The organism is Rossellomorea aquimaris (assembly GCF_008180865.1).
Classification (GTDB): Bacteria; Bacillota; Bacilli; order Bacillales; family Bacillaceae_B; genus Rossellomorea; species Rossellomorea yichunensis.
Genome location: NZ_VTEX01000001.1, coordinates 69,899 through 88,959, shown reverse-complemented (window position 1 = coordinate 88,959; position 19,061 = coordinate 69,899). Strand labels below are relative to the sequence as shown.

The window sequence follows — 19,061 nt, the reverse complement described above, 5'->3', positions numbered from 1 at the left end:
CAGCATGAAAATAGAAAGGAACATACCAAAAATGAATAAAACAGTCTATTTTCTTTCAAGTAGTCAACAGCGCAGCTTGATAGCTGAAGGTTGGGCCGAGAAGCTCGATGTGTCGGATTGGTCGTTCAAAAGTGCCGGATGGGTTGCCGAGAGTCGTGCTGAATTCAGCGTTTTAGCAATGAAAGAGTTATGTATCGACATTAGTACCTTCCCACTTACTCGCATCGAGATGAATGAACTTGGTGACGCTTCGGTTATTGTTGCGATTCAGGATACAGAATTTGATGATAAGATAGAGATTCCATCTGAATTAGAAGATAAAGTCATCTATTGGAATTTGCCTAATCCAAGGAAGCGTTCCAAGACACTTATTGAAGAATGGGTACACTATCAAGAAATTTGTGATGAAATTGCCATGAGGGTGAAAGATTTAGAAAATCTTCTTCCACAACTACATTAAGAGGACTGATTACAACCAAAATTGTATTGTAATCAGTCCCTTTTTTTCAGGTGAAATACTCCAGCTTCGCATTTGGAAAATGCTTCTCCATATAAGCATACAGATGATCTTTCATTTCCTGCTCTTCATCCTTCTGATAAATATACTTGCCAATCCCGTATTTACCCCATTTATATCGCCGTTCTTCCTCATTAAGTTCAAGTTTTGTCATCGGATAATTTTTCTCAATGACTCTTTTAGCCGGCTTTGTGAAACGATGTTGAATGAATTCAAAGGTTAAATCCCTTTTCGCTTCTTCCGGCAGGTGAGCCTCCAAGTGCTCAAACATTTGCTTATACCCTTCCTTCCATCCTTCATGGATATAGATAGGTGCCACAATGAATCCTAATGGATACCCCGCTCTCGCAACCTTACCCGCGGCCTCAAGTCGCTTATCCAAAGGAGATGTACCAGGCTCAAAATTCTTAATCACATAATCGGCATTGATACTGAACCGGAATCTGGTTTTCCCATTATGTTTCGCATCAAGCAGATGGTCGACGTGATGGAATTTCGTCACAAAACGAAGCTTGCCATGCTCGGATTCGCCAAAATGCTCGATCGCTCGTTTTAGGGTATGAGTGAGATGATCGATCCCTACAATATCGGACGTACAAGCAGCTTCAAAGCGTGTGAATTCAGGAGCTCTTTCTGCAATATACTTGTCAGCCGATTCAAATATTTCATCCACATTCACATACGTTCGTATATATGGTTTACTCCCCATCGTTGTTTGCAGATAGCAATAGTGACAGTGACCCATGCACCCTGTTGCAAATGGGATGGCATATTCAGCAGACGGTTTGGATGTATCAAACTTCAACGTTTTTCTCACTCCGACTACTAATGTGGATTTTGCAATCCGGTATTTCTGAAAATGGTTGTCCCCTGGCAAATTACGAACCTGGTTATGCGATGTTGTGTACCTGATTTCCACATCCATTTTTTCAAACTTTTCTTTGAGCTCTTTACCAAGGGGATATTCCAAGGCATTCGGTTCAAAGTAGACCAACTGTGGCACGAACGGTTTAACCATGATTCATCCCTCCTACAGGTCTCCAAATGATTGAGTATAAGCTTGCTCCGCTTCAGCTTCCGAAGAATACACCGCAATTTCATGTGTTAAAGGATAATAGGTTTCATATAAAAATAATGCCAGTTCGTTCGGATTTTCCGGATCATGCACGACGGCTGCTTCCTGCACGTTAGCTACACTTTGTGTATGCGGATTCCGATAAATCACATATACTACATCGCCTGCTTGATAAGGCATATATTGATCATTCAGTTCCATTCTTTTCACCTTTTCCCTAAACGTCATTACTATCATTTTTTGTTATCTTCCTGATAAATATGATGGTAAAAGATGTTTATAAAAAAACTTCTCCTGCACCAATGATGCAAGAGAAGCCTGATTTAGGAAATCCCATAAAATTCGGTTGTATTCTTAAACAGTTGTTTATATACTTCTGCTTCTTTGATATGTTTTATTTCGGCGATTTTTTCAATGGACCGATGCATGATTCCGGGGTGGGTCATCCTTCCCTGGAAGATCCCTTCAAAACGCCAAGGACCATCCGTTTCAACCATAAGTCTCTCGATTGGGTACTTCTTAACAAGATCTTGTATGTCCTTCTCATAAAGGACATCAGGAGTAATGGAGATGAAAAAGTCATTTTCCTTCATTCTTTCAATCGTCTTTTCATCTCCCTTAAACCAATGAAAATGAGCTTTCTCTATGGAGTGCTTTTCTAACAGATCACATACGATAGGCGCATGCTCATACACGGCATGAAGGATGATCGGTTTATTGATCCTTTTTGATTGGATCATAAACCGTTCCAAAAGATCGATATACGGTTCCACTTCAACTTCAGGATATTCTTTCATTTTATAATAAGGCAATCCTACCTCTCCAATCGCCACTATTTCGTGTTGATGGAGTTCAATCAATGATAGAAGCTCCTCGACTTCTCCATCAGATGGCAGATCCTGCTCCGGATGGAAACCTGCAGCCGGTTTGACCCTTGCATCTCTTCTTGAGAGATCTAAATTGGTCCTGGTCGATTGAAGGTGGAACGATACAGATATGAGCGCTTCTACAGAATACAGATCAAGTTCCTGCAGAATCTTATCACGCTCGTATCCTTCGTATAAATCCAAGTGAATATGGGCATCAATCAAGGAAGGTTTACACATATTGAGAAAGCTCCTCAAAAATGCTCGTTTTCCATTTCAAAAACTCCTCCGTCAAGAGAATTTCTTTATCGCGGGGGCGGGGAAATGGTACTTTGAACTCCTTCTGGACCCTGGCTGGCCGAGTCGATAATACAATGATCCGGTCTGACAGGAACAGGGCTTCGTCGATATTATGAGTCACAAATAGAACGGAACTCAAATCTTCTTCCCAAATGGATAGGAGCCATTTCTGCATGTCCAATCGTGTGAATTCATCCAGGGCAGAAAAGGGTTCATCCAGGCATAAAAATGATTGAGGACTGACAAGGGCACGAATAAACGCCACGCGCTGCTTCATCCCTCCGGATAAATCATCAGGATACGCATTCTCATACCCCTTCAAGCCTGCCCTTTCAATCATGCAGAGCGCTTTGTCCCTATCTCTCTTCCCGTGTAACTCCTGGCCAAGCATCACATTCTCAATAACGGTTCTCCATGGCAGGAGGGATGGACTTTGCGGCATATAACTGATGGTCCCTCTTTGACCATTTATCGATTTTCCATCTAATTGAATGTCTCCGGAATCTGGTGTGAACAATCCACCGATCACATGAAACAGGGTGCTCTTCCCGCTTCCGGAAGGACCAAGGATCGACACAAACTCCCCTTCTTCAACATGAATGGAAAGCTCATCGAGGATCAGCTCCCCATCAAAGTATTTTGACATATTTTGTATGGATAAAGTCGTCATGTTACCTTTCCTCCTTTCGGTTCCACTTAATCATGATTTTCTCTAATAACAAAATGATCCCAAAGAAAACGAGGCTGAGCATCATAATCATGAAGATGGCTACAAATACCCTGTCTGTCCTGAAGGAGGAAGAGGCAAGAGTCATATAGACACCGATTCCTTTCTGGGCACCTAACCATTCTGAAATCACCGCCCCCATCACACTATAGGTAGCTGAAATTTTCAATCCTGAGAAGATGGAAGGAAGTGCATGCGGCCATTCAACTTTTCGAAAGATTTGACTTTTTGTGGCTCCCGACATTTTCATATAGAGGATGTACTCTGCATTTGTCTGCCGGAACCCATCCAATGCCGAGACTGCTACCGGAAAGAAGCAAATCAGGGTAATGACAATGATTTTCGGTAATAGTCCAAATCCAAACCAGATTACAAGTAATGGTGCCAGGACAATGATTGGAATATTTTGAGACAAAATCATAAGAGGATATATCGCTTCTCTTACCTTAGGCAAAAGGTGCAGACCCACTGCAGTCCCTATTCCTATCGTACATCCAATCACAAACCCTCCGATCGTAAGGAGTGTTGTCGATGCAAGATGGCCTGTAAACGTGGACCATGAGGCGACTCCTTCCGCCAATATTTCTGAAGGTGAAGGCATTAGCCATGCCGGCACCTCAAATACTCTAATGGTGGATTCCCAAATGATGAATAAAAGGATGATGACCAAGAAGGGTCTCCATCCTTTCGATATCCATGCTTTCATCCTTTATACTTCTCCGTTAATTGATCCATTTCAATCCCGGCTGGCTGATATAATACCTTGATTTGAGAAATGACGTTTGAGCTGCCCATTTCAATCATTCGTTCATTCATTTGTTCAATCACCTTAAATAAGTCAGATAGATTCCCTTCCATTGTTGTTTCTAATGGATTGACTTCATAACGGACACCAGATTTATCAATGACCGCGATGGCTTCATCCACGTATGGTATAACGTCTTCACCATTTTTCGTCTTTGGAATAATTTGTACGCTTACGAGTGCGTTCCCCATTTTGTTCACCTCTTATTTTGGTAAAAATTCGTTTGTGAATGCTTTTTTACTGTCCAGTTCCTTATCTAATAAATCGTTATCATACATCCATGAAGCATAGTTTTCCCAAACCTCCAGCTTTTGCTCTCCCCATTTGTCAGCGTCATCCTTGTATTTAGGAGACAGCCACTCCTGACTCTTCATGACTAATTCTTTATCAAGGTCCGGAGCTGCATCTAAAAGGATCTCACCGGCCTCTTCCGGATTGTCGATTGCAAATCCATAGCCTTTTGAAGAAGCTGATAAAAATGCTTTGACCGTTTCAGGGTCTTTTTTCATCATCTTTTCATTCGTCGTCAAAACAGGGGTGTAATAATCCAGTTTTTCAGAGTAATCCTTTACGTACATCATATTCAATTCCTCACCGCGAAGCTCTGCTTCAATCCCTGTCCATCCATAGTAGATCCACGCAAAGTCAACATCCCGTTTCACGGCAGTAAAGAAATCTGTATCCCCCATGTTTACAAAATCCACTTTCTCTACATCAGCATTTTCTTGTTTCATAATAGAAGTCATGACGGCTTTTTCTACAGGTGATCCCCATCCTCCATAACTTTTCCCTTCAAAATCCTTAGGAGTCGTTATACCCTTATCCTTAGGTGAAGCAAACCCGGATGTATTATGCTGTATGACCGCAGCGATAGATACGAGTGGTACGTCCTGTACCCTTGCTTGTGTGACACTTTCCTGATATCCAACTCCGAACTCGGCTTTACCCGAGGCAACTAGTTGATCTGCCCCTGCCTCACCAGGTAAGATGATATCCACATCAAGTCCCCGCTCTTTAAAGTATCCTTTTTCTTTCGCAACATATAATCCAGTGTGATTGGTATTCGGTGTCCAGTCCAGCACAACCGTAACCTTTTTAAGACCTTCATTCTGTTCTGATGTATTTCCTCCACCACCGCAAGCAGTTAAAAGAAAGACAGAACAGATAATATACATCCACTTTTTCATCATGATTCCTCCTAAAAATCCTTGTATGTAGTTGTAACGTTTATTCTCTATTCTTCACATAGTAGAGAGAATGAATGTAAAACACCTTAAAACATTAGGACACAACAACAAAAAAAGCGCCCCAAGCTTCAGCGAGGGACGCATTGTTAAACATGATTATGTAATGTTTAAGAGAATGTTTCCTACGCTGGTATCAGCCAGTTCAGGTTCAAAGGGTCAGTATCTGTCAGGATACAATCTCAACCGGCCACACCGGTCCCCCTACACTTGTACTATGAAATTAAACGTTATCTTCTACCCTACTTTGCCACAGAAAAGGTGTATATTCAAGCATTTCCTCTTAAATAGATTTACATTTGAAAGGCCCGTTGATAATCTCCGGAATTTACCAGCCTGTTAATGAATGGGATATATGCAGATACAACGTGTGAATACCCTTTTTGATTATAAAAAAAGGTGTATTGAAGAAGAAAGATAATGACTAAGAATGGAATCAGTTCCTTTTCTTCCTGAGTTAAAGTACCATCGGACTGATAGCCCCCCATAAAGGCATGGATACATTCTAATTGCTCATCCTCCCTTTGCTTGACCTGGTCTTTGAGCATCCCTGCAAGAAAGTAACAGACATCTGCTATACGGGGTGCTTTTCGTATCCTCTCAAAATCTATGATTCCAGTCGCCCTTTTTTCTTTCATAAGGATATTACGGGGATGACAGTCGCTATGGACGAGTTGATGGGGTAATTTTCTATAGGAGTAAGACCATTCATTTAGCCTGCCAAGAAACCCCTCACCCCACCTTTCTATCATTTTAGTCTCCTTTCCGCCTATCCACTCTCTCAAATGAGTTTCAACTTTCCATTCTTCTACCTTGTATTTACAGACGTATTGTTTTAGCCTGCTATGGAGTTGAGAGAGATACGTTCCCACCCCTTCCATAGAAGATAAGGAATAGACTTGTACTGTCAGTCCTTCCAGAGCTTGGTACAGGGAGTAGAAAACTGGATGTTGTTGTACATATGGCTGTTGTGAGACAGTTAACAGCGGCCTTTCAACAGGAAGTCCCTTTTCCAGTAAAAAAGAAGTTAAGAGCAGCTCTTCTATTCGCTTCTCCACTGAAGAGTTCAATCTCTTTTTTAAATAATATGTCTTCTTCCGACTCTTCACCTTATAAACATTCGGGTGACTTTCCACAGTCTCTATGGAGGAAGGATGAACCTTCCAGTTCAATAATATATCATGAAGAGGTTCAATCATTTTTAAATCCTTTCCAAACATAGTAATATACATTTAGTATGACTATGAAAGAATGTCTACATACCATATGAAAAGAGGTTGCATCGATGCAAAGGATACAAATGACGGAAGACCTATCATTCTCAAGAATCATTCATGGGTTGTGGAGACTTGCAGATTGGAAACAATCAAAGGAAGACACTCTTTCTTTGATCCAGCACAATATTGGAAACGGAATCACGACTTTTGATCACGCAGATATTTATGGCTCGTATACATGTGAAGCCTTATTTGGAGAGGCTCTCAACCTTCAGCCATCCATACGAGAAAAAATGGAAATTGTAACGAAATGCGGTATTGTCCTGCCTTCTGACAACCGTCCGGAACATAAAACACATCATTACAACACGAGTAAAAAGCACATTTTGACTTCTGTTGAAAACTCCCTGCAGAATCTGAAAACGGACTACATCGATCTTTTATTGATTCACAGGCCAGATCCATTTATGAATGGAGAAGAAGTGGCTGAAGCCTTCACTCAATTAAAAGAAGAAGGTAAGGTGCGTCATTTCGGAGTATCAAACTTTAAAGATCATCAATGGAATATGCTTCAATCTTATTTGCCATTCCCATTGATCACAAACCAAATTGAATTGTCTGCCTATAACTTAGAAAACTTTGAAGACGGTACATTAAATCTTTGTCAGGAGAAGCGTGTCGCACCAATGGCCTGGTCTCCACTCGCAGGCGGGGCGATTTTCAAAGGAGAGGATGAAAAAGCCATTCGTCTTCAACATACATTGAAAAAGGTACAAGAAGAAACAGGTGCAAAGGGAATTGATGAAGTTCTATATGCATGGCTTCTTAATCACCCGGCAAACATTATGCCTATCGTCGGTTCAGGTAAAAAAGAACGCATTCAACATGCGATCGACTCTCTTTCCATTTCTTTAAACCACGATCAATGGTTTGAAATCCTGCAAACTTCTATGGGACATGATGTGCCGTAATTAGCCTTACTACAGCAAAAAAGACGATCCTTTTTCTAAAAGGTTCGTCTTTTTTAATTCGCTATATCGCCACCAACGTAATATTCCAGATAGACATCTTGTAGTTCATTCATTGAGAGCTCATAAAGCTGCCTACCGAAATATTTATATACGCCTATCCTTAATAATTGTTGAATATAGAAATCCTTTTTAAATTCAGGTGTCTTTTGCTTCTCTGATTTATTTTCTTGATGTAACATGTTCATCCCTCCAGTTGAGGATATACCCCAAATCCGGAGTGAACTAAACATCCTCTTACACATTGGTAATATTAGGAGAAAACGAGAGCTGTTACGTACAAATATGATGATGGCCCTCTGTGACATTTTTTCCCTCAACTTGAATCGTAGAGTGATGAATGCCAAATTCCTCTTCAAGATAGGCTGAGAGTCGTAATAAAATCGTATCTCGATTCACTTCGTTTCCCACCACCACATGGCAGCTCAGGGCAGTGAATCCCGACGTGATGCACCATACATGAAGATCATGTACTTCAATGACTCCCGGGGCAGCTGCCAGGCTATTTTTCACATCTTCCATATCAATACCTTTTGGAGATCCTTCCATTAAGATATGAATAGAATCCTTCGTTACTCTCCATCCGGAAATAACGATTAAGATGGCAACCATGACTGATGCAATAGGATCAGCCAAGTTCCAATTAAAGAAATAAATCAAGAGTCCGGCTGCGATGGCGCCTACTGAACCCAACATATCACCAAGTACATGAAGAAAGGCACTTCGAACATTCAAGTTATGTTCCGTATCCCCTCTCATTAAAATCCATGCCACGATAATGTTTACAACCAGACCTATGATGGCGATCACCATCATACCTGGTGAAACCACAGGAGTATCTATGAAACGATGATACGCTTCCCAGAAAATATAGAGTGAAACAAGAATCAACGTGATGCCATTAATAAACGCCGCCAGTATTTCGAACCTCTTGTACCCATACGTCTTCCCTTTATCCGACGCCTTCTCACCTATATAAAAAGCTGCCAAACTAAGACCTAAAGCAGCTGCATCACTAAGCATATGTCCCGCATCGGAAAGAAGAGCAAGACTATTTGTGACGATTCCACCAATGACTTCTACGATCATAAAGGTAAAAATAAATAGGAAACTGATTAATAATGCTTTTTTATTCTGATTGTGTCCATGACTGTGGTCGTGCCCCACTTGACATCCCTCACTTTCTTCTCTGATAACCTGAGACCATCGTTCATTAATAAGCAAATAATGAACATTTTCGATAACTTCGCGACTGGGTTACCGGTCACGTTCCTCCAACTCCATTTGATGAGTCAACGCATTTTCAATTAACTCTTTCACATGATGATCGTCTAAGGAATAATAAACGAGCTTGCCTTTTTTTCTGAATTTGGCTAACCCCTGCTTTTTTAATAAACGCAAATGATGGGATGCCGTCGCTGTTGACGCATCCACGATATTTGCCACATCGCATACACATAGTTCTTCTTCGATGGTAAGTGCATACGCAATTTTCGCTCTTGTTTGATCAGAAAGTGCTTTAAAGATTTCAGCTACCTTAGAGGTATTTTGTGATAAAATCATTGATTTTAAGCGATTGACCTTCTCATCTTCCACACACGCTACTTCACATACGTCCGCCTCTTTCATCTCGTCACTCCCCTAACATTCAAATACTCTTTTGAATATAGTATAAAAGAAAGGCTGATAATGTTCAAACATTCTTTTGAATGAGAAAAATTTTTAGGTGTTTATCGACCGATTAGACGAATTCCGGGTACAAAAAAAGCCCTGGCATATAACCAGAGCTAATGAAAAAACATATTAATTCTGTTGTAGTTTTTTTCGATCACGTTTCATAAAGAGATCCAATGTAATCCAGAAAACAACTGATGAAATCGCAAAGATCGCAATTGCAAAGTAAATCTCTTCTGTTTTCCAGTCTAATCGTGGAATAAGCAGGCCAAGAACGCCTGATAATATATAGTAGCCACCTATTAATTGCAGATATAAACGTCCTGTTTGAGTTTGAATATTTTCCAGATAGCCTTTCCCTGCTTTGCCAAAGAAAATAGCTATTCCTCTTAAGATGACATAAACCGAAAAGGCAATGATAAGGGCTACAACAAATCCTTGGTTAAACACGTCTGCCATAATCGTTCTCCTTTCCAACTATCCATTGATTCGTATCCTGATTTTGTCCATTTCTATTCTTTAGATGAAAATTGTTATTTCAACAATAACCGAATGACCTGCACATTGCAACGAACTTTGGATACGGTTAAGAATGTGATACTTTTAAAAGGATATACTCATTGCAACCGGATTTCAAGTGCTATCTTGCTTCATTTTTTTAAAGAACCATGACTTTTTAATTCAGGAGGTGTTTGAAGCTTTAGAAGGGTCCTTCGATTCACTCCCTTTTACAGCTTCTGCTCATTGGACATTTTACTTAATTTATTTCTAGTTGCTGTATTAATTGCGCTGACCGCTTTCTTCGTTGCATCAGAGTTTGCCATTGTCAAGGTAAGAAGCTCTCGTATCGATCAGCTGGTATCTGAAGGAAATCAAACGGCCATTGCTGCTAAAAGGGTCATCTCACATTTAGACGAATACCTTTCTGCCTGTCAATTAGGCATTACCATCACAGCCCTTGGACTCGGTTGGTTAGGTGAACCGACCATCGAAACGTTGCTTCATCCAGTGTTTGAGAAACTTGATTTAAATGCTTCCATTACAAGTATCATTTCATTTGGACTCGCATTTTCCGTCATTACCTTTTTACATGTGGTGATTGGAGAATTGGCACCGAAAACCTTTGCCATTCAAAAAGCAGAGAAAGTCACTCTTTTATTTGCACGACCATTGATATGGTTTTATCGACTCGCTTATCCATTCATATGGGCATTAAACGGCTCTGCCCGGGTGTTTACCGGGTTTTTCGGTTTAAAACCCGCTTCTGAACATGAAATTGCCCATTCCGAGGAAGAGCTTAGGATTATTCTTTCCGACAGCTACAAAAGTGGGGAAATCAATTCATCCGAATTCAAGTACGTAAACAAAATTTTCGAATTCGACGAGCGAATCGCAAAAGAAATCATGGTTCCAAGAACGAATATCGTGACTCTCTCCTCAGATTCCACCATTGATGAAGTACTCACCATCATTAAAGAGGAACGCTATACGAGATATCCTGTAGTAGAAGGTGATAAAGATAATATCCTCGGCATAGTGAACGTGAAGGAACTGTTGACAACACTCGTGAACCACAAGAAGGAACATGAAGACTTAACTTCCTTTATCAAGCCTGTAATCCGTGTCATCGAAACCATCCCTATTCAAGCCTTACTCGTCAAACTTCAGAAAGAGCGGTCGCCAATGGCCGTACTCCTTGATGAATACGGTGGAACTGCCGGTCTTGTAACGGTTGAAGATATCATTGAAGAAATTGTCGGAGAGATAAGGGACGAGTTTGATATCGATGAAATACCTGAAGTGCAGAAGGTGAAAGAAGATCATTATATCTTTGACGCCGTCATGCTCATTGAAGATGTGAATGACCTTCTTGGCATCTCCATTGAAGAGGATGAGGTCGACACGATCGGAGGCTGGTTCCTGACACAGAAGTACGAAGTGAAACTTGATGATAAGATCGAAGAACAAGGGTATTGCTTTAGAGTGAAAGAAATCGATGGCCATCATATTCAATATTTAGAGGTTACAAAAATGGCATAGCAGCCATGATGAAAAGAACGAGTCCGATTAATGGCTCGTTCTTTTTCTTTTATGATGTTTAACCGGATTAGTTCAAGGCCGGTGTGACTCGATTTCTTTTTCACTACTTTTAATCAATCAGACATTATTCGTTCATAGTTTGGACATATCTGATGGATAAGCTTTTACCGAGGGCAAGTCAGGGATTTAAAAAACTAAATTCCCACTATTTTGATCAAGAGGAGAGGAAATGAAAATGAATTTTATGAAACGTGCTTTTTGGAGTGTAAAAGCTCGCAAGGGGAAAAGCATACTATTACTGTTTGTCTTGACCGTCATATCCGTTCTCGTTCTGTCGGGATTGACGATTCAAACCGCCGCTGATCAATCCAGTATTTTGGCTCGTGAGAAATTAGGCGGTGAAGTTTCTTTAACGGTTGACCGGGAAAAATTGATTTCTGGCCAGCAGAACGAGGAAAGTGGCGGAAGAGCCCGTTTTCAGCCTGTCCCCATCCCTTTTGATTCTGCTGAGGAACTTACCGATTCCTCTTACGTAAAGGGCTACAACTACTATTCATCCACCTCTGCCCTTGCCAAGAACTTTACTGCTGTCGGAAGTGAAGAAACAGCAGAAGGTACAGAGCAGGAAGGCTTTGGTGGCGGTGGTAGAATGATGGCCGGTGATGTTTCCGTCGAAGGGATCTTATTCTCAGATTCAACCAGCTCATTTTTGAATGGGGATGCGTCCATAGTGGAAGGACGTCATTTGACGGAAGAAGACATAAACAAAGAAGTTACTCTTATTGAAAAAAACCTTGCTGCAGAAAATGATTTAAAGGTTGGAGACTCGATAACCATAGCAAATACTGAGAATACAGAATCGACTCTTGAAATCGTAGGTATTTATGAATCGACTGCAGATATGGATGAAAGAGCTCAAAATTTTGCTTTTCTGAATCCCTATAATCAGCTGTTCGTTCCATATACTGTTGCAAATGAATTAAAAGGAACTTCTGAAACGATTGATCGAGCTGTCTATTATATGAAGGACCCGGCAGATATCCAAACCTTTATTTCAAATGCAGAAAGTAGCTCATCCATTGATTTTGATCAATTTAAACTGGATGCAAATGATCAATTGTATCAGCAAATGATGGGACCAATTGAGAATGTGGCCTCTTTTTCTAATAATGTAGTATTTCTTGTGGCAATAGCGGGAGCCATCATTTTGGCCCTGATTGTTATGATGACGATTCGGGAAAGAAAATATGAAATGGGCGTACTCCTTGCCATAGGAGAGAAAAAAGGTAAGCTCGTCAGTCAATTTTTAGTTGAGATTTTGATTGTGGCTGTTCTGGCAATGGGTATATCAACATTATCCGGCAATCTGGTTGCAAACAAAATGGGGGAACAACTTCTCCAGCAGGAAATCACTCAATCAGAAGAAACAGCAAATACACCAGCCTCCTTTAATTCACGCCGTATGCCATTTCAATCATCAAACGTACAGGATGTAGAAACGGTGAATGAGTTATCCATCCATACGACAGGAGAAGACTTGTTGAAATTGTTTGGCATCGGACTGATGGTGGTTCTACTATCCACATTGATTCCATCATTAACCGTGTTGAGATTAAATCCTAAAGCGATATTAACAAAACAGGATTAAAGGAGGCTAAAGAATGAGTACATTATTACACTTTGAAAATGTGAGTTACAGCTATAAGCAGGAATCCAAGTTACAGCCTATTTTGAGTAATGTTACGGCCGAATTTAAGAGGGGAACTTTCTATACTTGTGTCGGCCCATCCGGCTCGGGTAAAACCACTTTCCTCTCCCTGGCAAGTGCACTTGATTCACCCACTTCCGGACAAATCTTATTTGAAGGAAATGATATCAAGAAAATCGGATTATCAACATTTCGAAATCGGCATGTTTCCATTGTCTTTCAATCCTATAACCTCCTGCCATATATGACAGCACTGCAAAATGTCATCACTGCAATGGAGATCACGAAATCAACTAATAAAAATAACAAAGCATTCGCGCTTGAGATGCTTCAGAAGGTCGGCATTTCAGAGGAACAATCCCGTCAAAGAGTATTGACCCTCAGTGGGGGACAACAACAAAGGGTTTCCATTGCCAGGGCGCTCTCTTGTCAGTCGGAACTCATTCTGGCAGATGAACCTACAGGAAACTTAGACGAAGATACCGCAAGTGGAATAGTTGATTTATTCAGGGAACTTGCTCATAAAGAAAACAAATGTGTCATTGTTGTTACCCATGATCAAGGACTTGCCCAAGTATCGGACACTGTCATTTCCCTTTCAAAGGGAGGTTTGGTATTCAAAGAAATGAGGAAGTTGGAAAAGTTCGTTTGATGTGGAATTTCAGAAGTGGCAGTCGCCTGTTCACGGTGACTGTCTTTTTCTATTTTCATATCGTATATATCGTTTAGAACAGATTCCTCCATAGAATAAAACCTTTCATTAATGGAAAGATAACTACAAACTTTTATGAGAGGTGAGTTATGACTAGCATCATTGTTGGTTTAATCCTGCTTATGGTCTTGGCGTATTTAGGCTGGTCTATCATTTGGATCGCTCCCCTGGTTGCAGGTTTAGTAGCATTAATGAGTGGTCTCGACCTGCTTCCTGCTTATACGGAAACATATATGACCGGGTTTGTGGATTTTGCTAAAGAATGGTTTCCTGTATTCCTGTTCGGAGCCATTTTCGGAAAATTGATGGAAGACGTGGGAGCAGCCCAATCCGTCGCATACAAAATTACGAACATCATCGGTAAAGACAGGGCCATACTGGGAGTGCTGATTGCAGCTGCCGTTTTAACATATGGCGGTGTGAGCTTATTCGTTGTTGTATTTGCGATATATCCCCTGGCTATAGCCATGTTCAGAGAAGCGGATATCACACGGAAACTATTGCCGCCGACTTTCGTATTAGGGGCTTTCACCTTTACAATGACAGCGATCCCGGGTACACCACAGATTCAAAACTTGATTCCAATCGATTATTTTAAAACATCCCCCACTGCCGCCCCGATCATCGGTATCGTCGGCGGATTAATAATGGCGGTTGGAGGGTATTTTTATTTAAGATGGCGTCAAAAGCAATTTACAAGTAAAGGAGATACGTTTACCGAGCCTAAAGGTGGGAACGATGTAAAGGAAATTAAAGAATCAGAGCTTCCTAATTTCTACTTATCATTTCTTCCTCTTGTCATTGTTGTCGTTACATTGAATGTCTTTAAGTGGAACATCCTCACCGCTCTGCTTGTAGGAATACTTTCGATATTATTAATTAACTTCATGCATTATAAAAAATTCATCCCTGCTGTCAATGCCGGTGCAAAGGGCTCAGTCATGGCAGTCATTAACACAAGCGCTGCCGTTGGTTTCGGAGCGGTTGTCACAGCGGCACCAGGTTTCAAGACGTTAACGAAGCTTATTCTTGGCATTAAAGGTAACCCTGTCATATCTGAAGCCATAGCTGTTCAAACTCTTGCAGCTATCACTGGATCTGCTTCTGGAGGAATGGGGATTGCCCTGGAGGCTTTGGGAGATAAATATTATGAGTTGTCTCAAACAAGTGGTATCAGTGCAGAAGCATTCCATAGAATTGCTTCCATTTCATCAGGGGCATCGATTCTGCCTCATAACGGTGCACTCCTGACGTTATTTGCCGTAACAGGGCTGACCCATAAAGATTCGTATTTGGATGTAGCTGTTGTCGGGTTGCTTATTCCTACGATTGCAGAAATCGTTTCAATCATCCTGGCCAATATGGGAATTTATTAATCAGAGGAGGAAAAGAAGATGGTCAATGATAAAGTTGTATTCATTACAGGTGCTGCAAGGGGGATTGGTTTTGAAATCGGGGAACACTTTGCTCAAAATGGTGCGAAAGTTGTTCTCTCAGACATCAATCAAGAAGGATTGGATGAAGCGGTTGAAGAACTGAAAGACAGAGGATTCGATTGCCTCGGCATTAAATGCGATGTTACTAATGAAAAAGAAGTGAAAGCGGGAATTGATAAAACAGTTGAACACTATGGCCGCATAGACGTATTAATCAATAACGCAGGTATTCAACACGTAGCTCAAATTGAAGAATTCCCTATTGAAAAATTTGAGCTCCTGATCAAAATCATGCTGACCGCTCCCTTTATCGCAACAAAATTTGCTTTCCCTCATATGAAGAAGCAAAAATTCGGTCGTATCATCAATATGGCATCCATTAATGGACTGATCGGTTTTGCCGGTAAAGCGGCATACAACAGCGCCAAGCATGGTGTTATCGGACTTACAAAGGTATCGGCTTTAGAAGGTGCCGAACACGGGATTACCGTCAATGCCCTATGCCCCGGATACGTGGATACCCCCCTTGTCCGTAACCAATTAAAGGATATTTCAACGACTCGTGGTGTGAAGCTTGAAAAAGTATTGGAGGATGTCATTTACCCTCTTGTTCCACAAAAGAGATTATTATCAGTAGAAGAAATTGCAGACTACACCATTTTCCTGTCCAGTGACAAAGCAAAAGGTGTAACTGGACAGGCCGTTGTTTTAGATGGCGGCTATACTGCGCAATAATACGCACCCAAAAAATCGGATCAAGGAAATGATCCGATTTTTCTTTAGTTCATATTTGCAGGAAATACACTTAAATCGATTCCCCATACGAGTGGCATGAAAAATTAAATCAAAAGTGTAATAAATACGATACTAATTAGATTTAACCATACTCCCGCCTTGACCATATCCCCCATTTTGATATAACCTGATCCGAATACGACAGCATTCGGAGGTGTAGCCACCGGCAGCATGAAAGCACATGACGCGGCTAAGCCCGCCGCCACCATCAAACTATAAGGGTGAATATTCAAGGCAGCTGCAAGGGCAGCCATTATTGGAAACATCATCGTGGCTGTCGCCGTATTGGACGTAATTTCCGTTAAGAAAATAACAAAGGCCGTCACTGATAGCAGGATAATAATGAAGGAAATCCCTTCAAGAATCGTTAGTTGCTGTCCGATCCACTCTGCCAACCCCGTTTCTTTGAAACCCTTGGCAATGGCAAGACCTCCACCGAATAAGAGCAGGATCCCCCATGGAAGCTTCTTCGCATCGTCCCAATTGATCAATCGGGATTCCTTTCTTCCTGGAAGAAGAAATAAAACGAGTGCCCCTGTAATTGCTATGATGGTGTCGTCTAATGACGGAATCCATTGGTTCAATAGAAACGATCGAGTGATCCAGCATAGGGCTGTAGCGACAAAGACCGTAAGAACAAGCTTTTCTTCAAATGAAATGCGACCAAGAGACCGGTTCTCTTTCTCTACAATCTCCCTTCCCCCCGGCAATTCTTTAATCTTTAATGGAAAAGCCACCTTGATTAAATACCACCAAGTAACAAATAGAAGAATAGCAGCAAGTGGAACACCAAAAAGCATCCACTTCGCAAATGAGAAATCAATCCCATACAACTGTTTCACCACTGCAGCAAATATCGTGTTTGGAGGCGTTCCGATCAACGTTCCCAAGCCTCCAATCGATGCACTATAGGCAATCCCCAGCATGATCACTTTACTGAAGTGCCCCGTTCTATTAGCCCCCTCCTTTTTTAGACTTTCATTAACTTGATAAATCACGGCTGTTCCAATCGGAAGCATCATCATAGCCGTTGCCGTATTCGAGATCCACATAGATAAAAAACCGGTAGCGAGCATAAATCCAAGGACGATTCTCTCGGTGCCTGTACCAATCAACAGAATGATGTTCATGGCAATCCGCTTATGTAAGTTCCACTTTTCCATGGCAATCGCAATGATAAACCCACCCATAAAAAGAAAAATCGTACTATCACCATATGCAGACGTTACATCTCCGGATTGGAGAGCTCCCGTAAGTGGAAACAAAATGATCGGCAACAAAGCAGTTGCCGGAATAGGTATTGCTTCTGTTATCCACCATACCGCTATCCATGTTGTACCTGCAAGGACAGCAACAGCCTCCTTCGCCAAACCTTCAGGAGAGAAAAATAACATGATAAGAATAAATAGGAGTGGTCCCAAAAAAAACCCGATTTTCTGTGTTGGATTTGCATTAGGCTCCGGAACAAGATTGGTATCCACCTCGCGAGAAGCAGCAGGTGTACTTCCGGAAGTGAAAAATTGCAAAGTATCCATAACATCTCCGTGCCATTTCCAAAGTGTCTCCCATGCGTTTTTCACAGTATGCATCTACTCATTCCCCCATTACTCGTCTTACTAAAACTCTATCGACCATCGAAAGCGCTGTCAAATACAACCCCTTCAAACAAAGGAAATATCTGAATATTCACTCCTTTACTCCTAGTCTCCTACTGTTTTTTCCTTCAAAGGATGTATATCTCTTGAAGGACCTTCGTCCTCTCTCTGCCAAACTGAAAACAAACCATATCTTCATAAACCTTTTCGTTGTAAAATATTGTTATAGAGTGATGACTGTCATTTCAAAGGAGACACTATGAAAATCTATTGGCAAATAAGTTATTTTGTAATAGGGTTACTTATTTTCAGTTATGGGATCAGTATGTCCATCAAAGTGCAGTACTTAGGAATCCATCCATGGGATGTGTTAAACATTGCCTTATTTGAGAAGTTCGGCTTAACGATTGGTACGTGGAATATCATTGTCGGTGCCACCCTCATTGCAGGGACCCTTGTTTTGAAAGGGCAGTATGTTCGTATCGGGACGATCCTTAACGGTGTGATGGTTGGCATGTTGGTCGACTTCTTTCTATTTTACGACCTGCTTCCTCCTCAAACGAACATAGTCTCAGATATCCTGATTCTATTATCAGCGATTATTTTAATGGGGGTTGGCGGGGGATTGTATTCAGCGGCACACCTCGGTACGGGTCCGCGGGACGGGTTTATGCTTACCATTTCAGATTTAACGAATCTTTCAATCAGCAGAGTCCGGATCATGTGTGAGTGTGCTGTATTACTGATCGGACTGCTTCTTTCCGGCCCAGTCTTCGTTTTTACTTTTATTTATACGTTTATTCAAAGTCCCATCTTTCAGAAATCCTTTTTATTTTTCACCGATAGACTCAATACCCGATTCACCAGTCGAAATAATGTAAGTATGTAAAAAGGACAAATGCCTGAGGCAGTTTGTCCTTTTCTACGTTATGACATCTCGCATGCCACTAAGCCGTATTGTTGATGGGGATTTAATTGCTTTATAAATTGAAATAGTTGCTGCACCTGTTCATTATCCATATCCCGCTTATAGTAATCTTCCAATACCGACTGCATTTCATCCGGGTACATCAAACAAGTATGACTTCCCCAGTCTGTTTGCCTGCCTTCTATTTTTTTATAGTAAATGCCATCCAATAGGGAGAAAAAGAGTTCATACCCTTTCGGAAAAAACGGACTGATCCTTTTCGGGTAATTATGATTCCAGTCCCCTCCTTCATAATGAAATGTCTGGTCCGTTAAATCACCGATAAAGACTTCAACATCTGCCATTCCCGTCTCCTCCTAAAGTTTAATATAAGCTCTCTATTTATCGTATAAGC

At 41.2% G+C, this 19,061-nt stretch carries 22 protein-coding genes and 1 riboswitch; of the genes, 8 read left to right on the top strand and 14 right to left on the bottom strand.

Features of this window, described 5'->3' with window-relative positions:
• The first annotated feature begins 31 nt into the window (after positions 1-31).
• Positions 32-460 (top strand): low molecular weight phosphatase family protein, encoded by a 429-nt coding sequence (locus FZC88_RS00510; protein ID WP_148968302.1) that lies wholly within the window; start codon positions 32-34, stop codon positions 458-460.
• Positions 461-506: 46 nt separating this feature from the next.
• Here the strand turns inward: FZC88_RS00510 and splB are convergent, their stop codons facing one another.
• The 8 genes from splB to FZC88_RS00470 all read right to left on the bottom strand — a co-directional run bounded on the left by splB (position 507) and on the right by FZC88_RS00470 (position 6,733).
• Positions 507-1,535 carry a spore photoproduct lyase gene (gene splB / locus FZC88_RS00505; RefSeq protein WP_148993278.1) on the bottom strand — a complete coding sequence of 343 codons (1,029 nt, stop codon included), beginning with the start codon at positions 1,533-1,535 and terminating at the stop codon, positions 507-509.
• Positions 1,536-1,547: 12 nt separating this feature from the next.
• Entirely contained in the window at positions 1,548-1,793 is a 246-nt protein-coding gene (locus FZC88_RS00500; RefSeq protein WP_044337840.1) for a transcriptional regulator SplA domain-containing protein, read from the bottom strand.
• Positions 1,794-1,915: 122 nt separating this feature from the next.
• Positions 1,916-2,698 carry a TatD family hydrolase gene (locus FZC88_RS00495; RefSeq protein WP_148968300.1) on the bottom strand — a complete coding sequence of 261 codons (783 nt, stop codon included), beginning with the start codon at positions 2,696-2,698 and terminating at the stop codon, positions 1,916-1,918.
• On the bottom strand, positions 2,691-3,428 hold the full coding sequence (locus FZC88_RS00490; RefSeq protein WP_148968299.1) for an ABC transporter ATP-binding protein: 738 nt from the start codon (positions 3,426-3,428) through the stop codon (positions 2,691-2,693). Before FZC88_RS00490 ends, FZC88_RS00495 begins: the two co-directional genes overlap by 8 nt.
• Before the next feature lies 1 nt (position 3,429).
• Positions 3,430-4,191, bottom strand: a complete 762-nt coding sequence (locus FZC88_RS00485) for an ABC transporter permease (protein ID WP_148993277.1) — start codon at positions 4,189-4,191, stop codon at positions 3,430-3,432.
• On the bottom strand, positions 4,188-4,481 hold the full coding sequence (locus FZC88_RS00480) for a thiamine-binding protein (RefSeq protein WP_148968297.1): 294 nt from the start codon (positions 4,479-4,481) through the stop codon (positions 4,188-4,190). The genes FZC88_RS00485 and FZC88_RS00480 overlap by 4 nt, the downstream gene beginning before the upstream one ends.
• Positions 4,482-4,493: 12 nt before the next feature.
• On the bottom strand, positions 4,494-5,477 hold the full coding sequence (locus tag FZC88_RS00475; protein WP_148993276.1) for an ABC transporter substrate-binding protein: 984 nt from the start codon (positions 5,475-5,477) through the stop codon (positions 4,494-4,496).
• A 162-nt stretch (positions 5,478-5,639) separates the two neighbouring features.
• Positions 5,640-5,750: riboswitch (TPP riboswitch) on the bottom strand.
• A 77-nt stretch (positions 5,751-5,827) separates the two neighbouring features.
• Entirely contained in the window at positions 5,828-6,733 is a 906-nt protein-coding gene (locus FZC88_RS00470; RefSeq protein WP_187443470.1) for a phosphotransferase enzyme family protein, read from the bottom strand.
• An 86-nt stretch (positions 6,734-6,819) separates the two neighbouring features.
• On the opposite strand from FZC88_RS00470, the gene FZC88_RS00465 reads away from it, so the two are divergent.
• Positions 6,820-7,722, top strand: a complete 903-nt coding sequence (locus tag FZC88_RS00465) for an aldo/keto reductase (RefSeq protein WP_148968294.1) — start codon at positions 6,820-6,822, stop codon at positions 7,720-7,722.
• Positions 7,723-7,775: 53 nt separating this feature from the next.
• Here the strand turns inward: FZC88_RS00465 and FZC88_RS23795 are convergent, their stop codons facing one another.
• From FZC88_RS23795 to FZC88_RS00445, 4 genes are all read right to left on the bottom strand, one after another.
• Positions 7,776-7,961 (bottom strand): Fur-regulated basic protein FbpA, encoded by a 186-nt coding sequence (locus FZC88_RS23795; protein WP_187443469.1) that lies wholly within the window; start codon positions 7,959-7,961, stop codon positions 7,776-7,778.
• A gap of 91 nt (positions 7,962-8,052) precedes the next feature.
• Positions 8,053-8,946 carry a cation diffusion facilitator family transporter gene (locus FZC88_RS00455; protein WP_148993273.1) on the bottom strand — a complete coding sequence of 298 codons (894 nt, stop codon included), beginning with the start codon at positions 8,944-8,946 and terminating at the stop codon, positions 8,053-8,055.
• A gap of 90 nt (positions 8,947-9,036) precedes the next feature.
• Positions 9,037-9,408 (bottom strand): ArsR/SmtB family transcription factor, encoded by a 372-nt coding sequence (locus tag FZC88_RS00450; protein ID WP_148993272.1) that lies wholly within the window; start codon positions 9,406-9,408, stop codon positions 9,037-9,039.
• A gap of 174 nt (positions 9,409-9,582) precedes the next feature.
• Complete coding sequence (locus tag FZC88_RS00445; RefSeq protein ID WP_148968290.1) at positions 9,583-9,912, bottom strand: hypothetical protein; 330 nt, start codon at positions 9,910-9,912, stop codon at positions 9,583-9,585.
• 285 nt (positions 9,913-10,197) lie between these two features.
• Here FZC88_RS00445 and FZC88_RS00440 point away from each other — a divergent pair, with 285 nt between their 5' ends.
• The 5 genes from FZC88_RS00440 to FZC88_RS00420 all read left to right on the top strand — a co-directional run bounded on the left by FZC88_RS00440 (position 10,198) and on the right by FZC88_RS00420 (position 16,084).
• Positions 10,198-11,493 (top strand): hemolysin family protein, encoded by a 1,296-nt coding sequence (locus FZC88_RS00440; RefSeq protein ID WP_148968289.1) that lies wholly within the window; start codon positions 10,198-10,200, stop codon positions 11,491-11,493.
• Positions 11,494-11,728: 235 nt separating this feature from the next.
• Positions 11,729-13,141, top strand: coding sequence for an ABC transporter permease (locus FZC88_RS00435; RefSeq protein WP_148968795.1), 1,413 nt, complete (start codon positions 11,729-11,731; stop codon positions 13,139-13,141).
• A 13-nt stretch (positions 13,142-13,154) separates the two neighbouring features.
• A complete protein-coding gene (locus FZC88_RS00430; RefSeq protein ID WP_148968288.1) occupies positions 13,155-13,853 on the top strand; it encodes an ABC transporter ATP-binding protein in 699 nt (232 codons plus the stop codon).
• A gap of 149 nt (positions 13,854-14,002) precedes the next feature.
• On the top strand, positions 14,003-15,289 hold the full coding sequence (locus FZC88_RS00425) for a GntP family permease (RefSeq protein ID WP_148968287.1): 1,287 nt from the start codon (positions 14,003-14,005) through the stop codon (positions 15,287-15,289).
• An 18-nt stretch (positions 15,290-15,307) separates the two neighbouring features.
• Complete coding sequence (locus FZC88_RS00420) at positions 15,308-16,084, top strand: 3-hydroxybutyrate dehydrogenase (RefSeq protein WP_148993271.1); 777 nt, start codon at positions 15,308-15,310, stop codon at positions 16,082-16,084.
• Between the two features lie 104 nt (positions 16,085-16,188).
• Here the strand turns inward: FZC88_RS00420 and FZC88_RS00415 are convergent, their stop codons facing one another.
• Complete coding sequence (locus FZC88_RS00415; protein WP_148993270.1) at positions 16,189-17,733, bottom strand: SLC13 family permease; 1,545 nt, start codon at positions 17,731-17,733, stop codon at positions 16,189-16,191.
• Between the two features lie 265 nt (positions 17,734-17,998).
• On the opposite strand from FZC88_RS00415, the gene FZC88_RS00410 reads away from it, so the two are divergent.
• Positions 17,999-18,628, top strand: coding sequence for a YczE/YyaS/YitT family protein (locus tag FZC88_RS00410; protein ID WP_148993269.1), 630 nt, complete (start codon positions 17,999-18,001; stop codon positions 18,626-18,628).
• 38 nt (positions 18,629-18,666) lie between these two features.
• Here the strand turns inward: FZC88_RS00410 and FZC88_RS00405 are convergent, their stop codons facing one another.
• A complete protein-coding gene (locus tag FZC88_RS00405) occupies positions 18,667-19,011 on the bottom strand; it encodes a hypothetical protein (RefSeq protein WP_148968283.1) in 345 nt (114 codons plus the stop codon).
• Positions 19,012-19,061: the final 50 nt, after the last annotated feature.

What these genes read in the sequence shown, in the direction of transcription:
- FZC88_RS00510 (WP_148968302.1), top strand. Translation starts at nt 32, where the DNA reads ATGAATAAAACAGTCTATTTTCTTTCAAGTAGTCAACAGCGCAGCTTG.
- splB (WP_148993278.1), bottom strand. Translation starts at nt 1,535, where the DNA reads ATGGTTAAACCGTTCGTGCCACAGTTGGTCTACTTTGAACCGAATGCC.
- FZC88_RS00500 (WP_044337840.1), bottom strand. Translation starts at nt 1,793, where the DNA reads ATGGAACTGAATGATCAATATATGCCTTATCAAGCAGGCGATGTAGTA.
- FZC88_RS00495 (WP_148968300.1), bottom strand. Translation starts at nt 2,698, where the DNA reads ATGTGTAAACCTTCCTTGATTGATGCCCATATTCACTTGGATTTATAC.
- FZC88_RS00490 (WP_148968299.1), bottom strand. Translation starts at nt 3,428, where the DNA reads ATGACGACTTTATCCATACAAAATATGTCAAAATACTTTGATGGGGAG.
- FZC88_RS00485 (WP_148993277.1), bottom strand. Translation starts at nt 4,191, where the DNA reads ATGAAAGCATGGATATCGAAAGGATGGAGACCCTTCTTGGTCATCATC.
- FZC88_RS00480 (WP_148968297.1), bottom strand. Translation starts at nt 4,481, where the DNA reads ATGGGGAACGCACTCGTAAGCGTACAAATTATTCCAAAGACGAAAAAT.
- FZC88_RS00475 (WP_148993276.1), bottom strand. Translation starts at nt 5,477, where the DNA reads ATGAAAAAGTGGATGTATATTATCTGTTCTGTCTTTCTTTTAACTGCT.
- FZC88_RS00470 (WP_187443470.1), bottom strand. Translation starts at nt 6,733, where the DNA reads ATGATTGAACCTCTTCATGATATATTATTGAACTGGAAGGTTCATCCT.
- FZC88_RS00465 (WP_148968294.1), top strand. Translation starts at nt 6,820, where the DNA reads ATGCAAAGGATACAAATGACGGAAGACCTATCATTCTCAAGAATCATT.
- FZC88_RS23795 (WP_187443469.1), bottom strand. Translation starts at nt 7,961, where the DNA reads ATGTTACATCAAGAAAATAAATCAGAGAAGCAAAAGACACCTGAATTT.
- FZC88_RS00450 (WP_148993272.1), bottom strand. Translation starts at nt 9,408, where the DNA reads ATGAAAGAGGCGGACGTATGTGAAGTAGCGTGTGTGGAAGATGAGAAG.
- FZC88_RS00445 (WP_148968290.1), bottom strand. Translation starts at nt 9,912, where the DNA reads ATGGCAGACGTGTTTAACCAAGGATTTGTTGTAGCCCTTATCATTGCC.
- FZC88_RS00435 (WP_148968795.1), top strand. Translation starts at nt 11,729, where the DNA reads ATGAATTTTATGAAACGTGCTTTTTGGAGTGTAAAAGCTCGCAAGGGG.
- FZC88_RS00430 (WP_148968288.1), top strand. Translation starts at nt 13,155, where the DNA reads ATGAGTACATTATTACACTTTGAAAATGTGAGTTACAGCTATAAGCAG.
- FZC88_RS00425 (WP_148968287.1), top strand. Translation starts at nt 14,003, where the DNA reads ATGACTAGCATCATTGTTGGTTTAATCCTGCTTATGGTCTTGGCGTAT.
- FZC88_RS00420 (WP_148993271.1), top strand. Translation starts at nt 15,308, where the DNA reads ATGGTCAATGATAAAGTTGTATTCATTACAGGTGCTGCAAGGGGGATT.
- FZC88_RS00415 (WP_148993270.1), bottom strand. Translation starts at nt 17,733, where the DNA reads ATGCATACTGTGAAAAACGCATGGGAGACACTTTGGAAATGGCACGGA.
- FZC88_RS00410 (WP_148993269.1), top strand. Translation starts at nt 17,999, where the DNA reads ATGAAAATCTATTGGCAAATAAGTTATTTTGTAATAGGGTTACTTATT.
- FZC88_RS00405 (WP_148968283.1), bottom strand. Translation starts at nt 19,011, where the DNA reads ATGGCAGATGTTGAAGTCTTTATCGGTGATTTAACGGACCAGACATTT.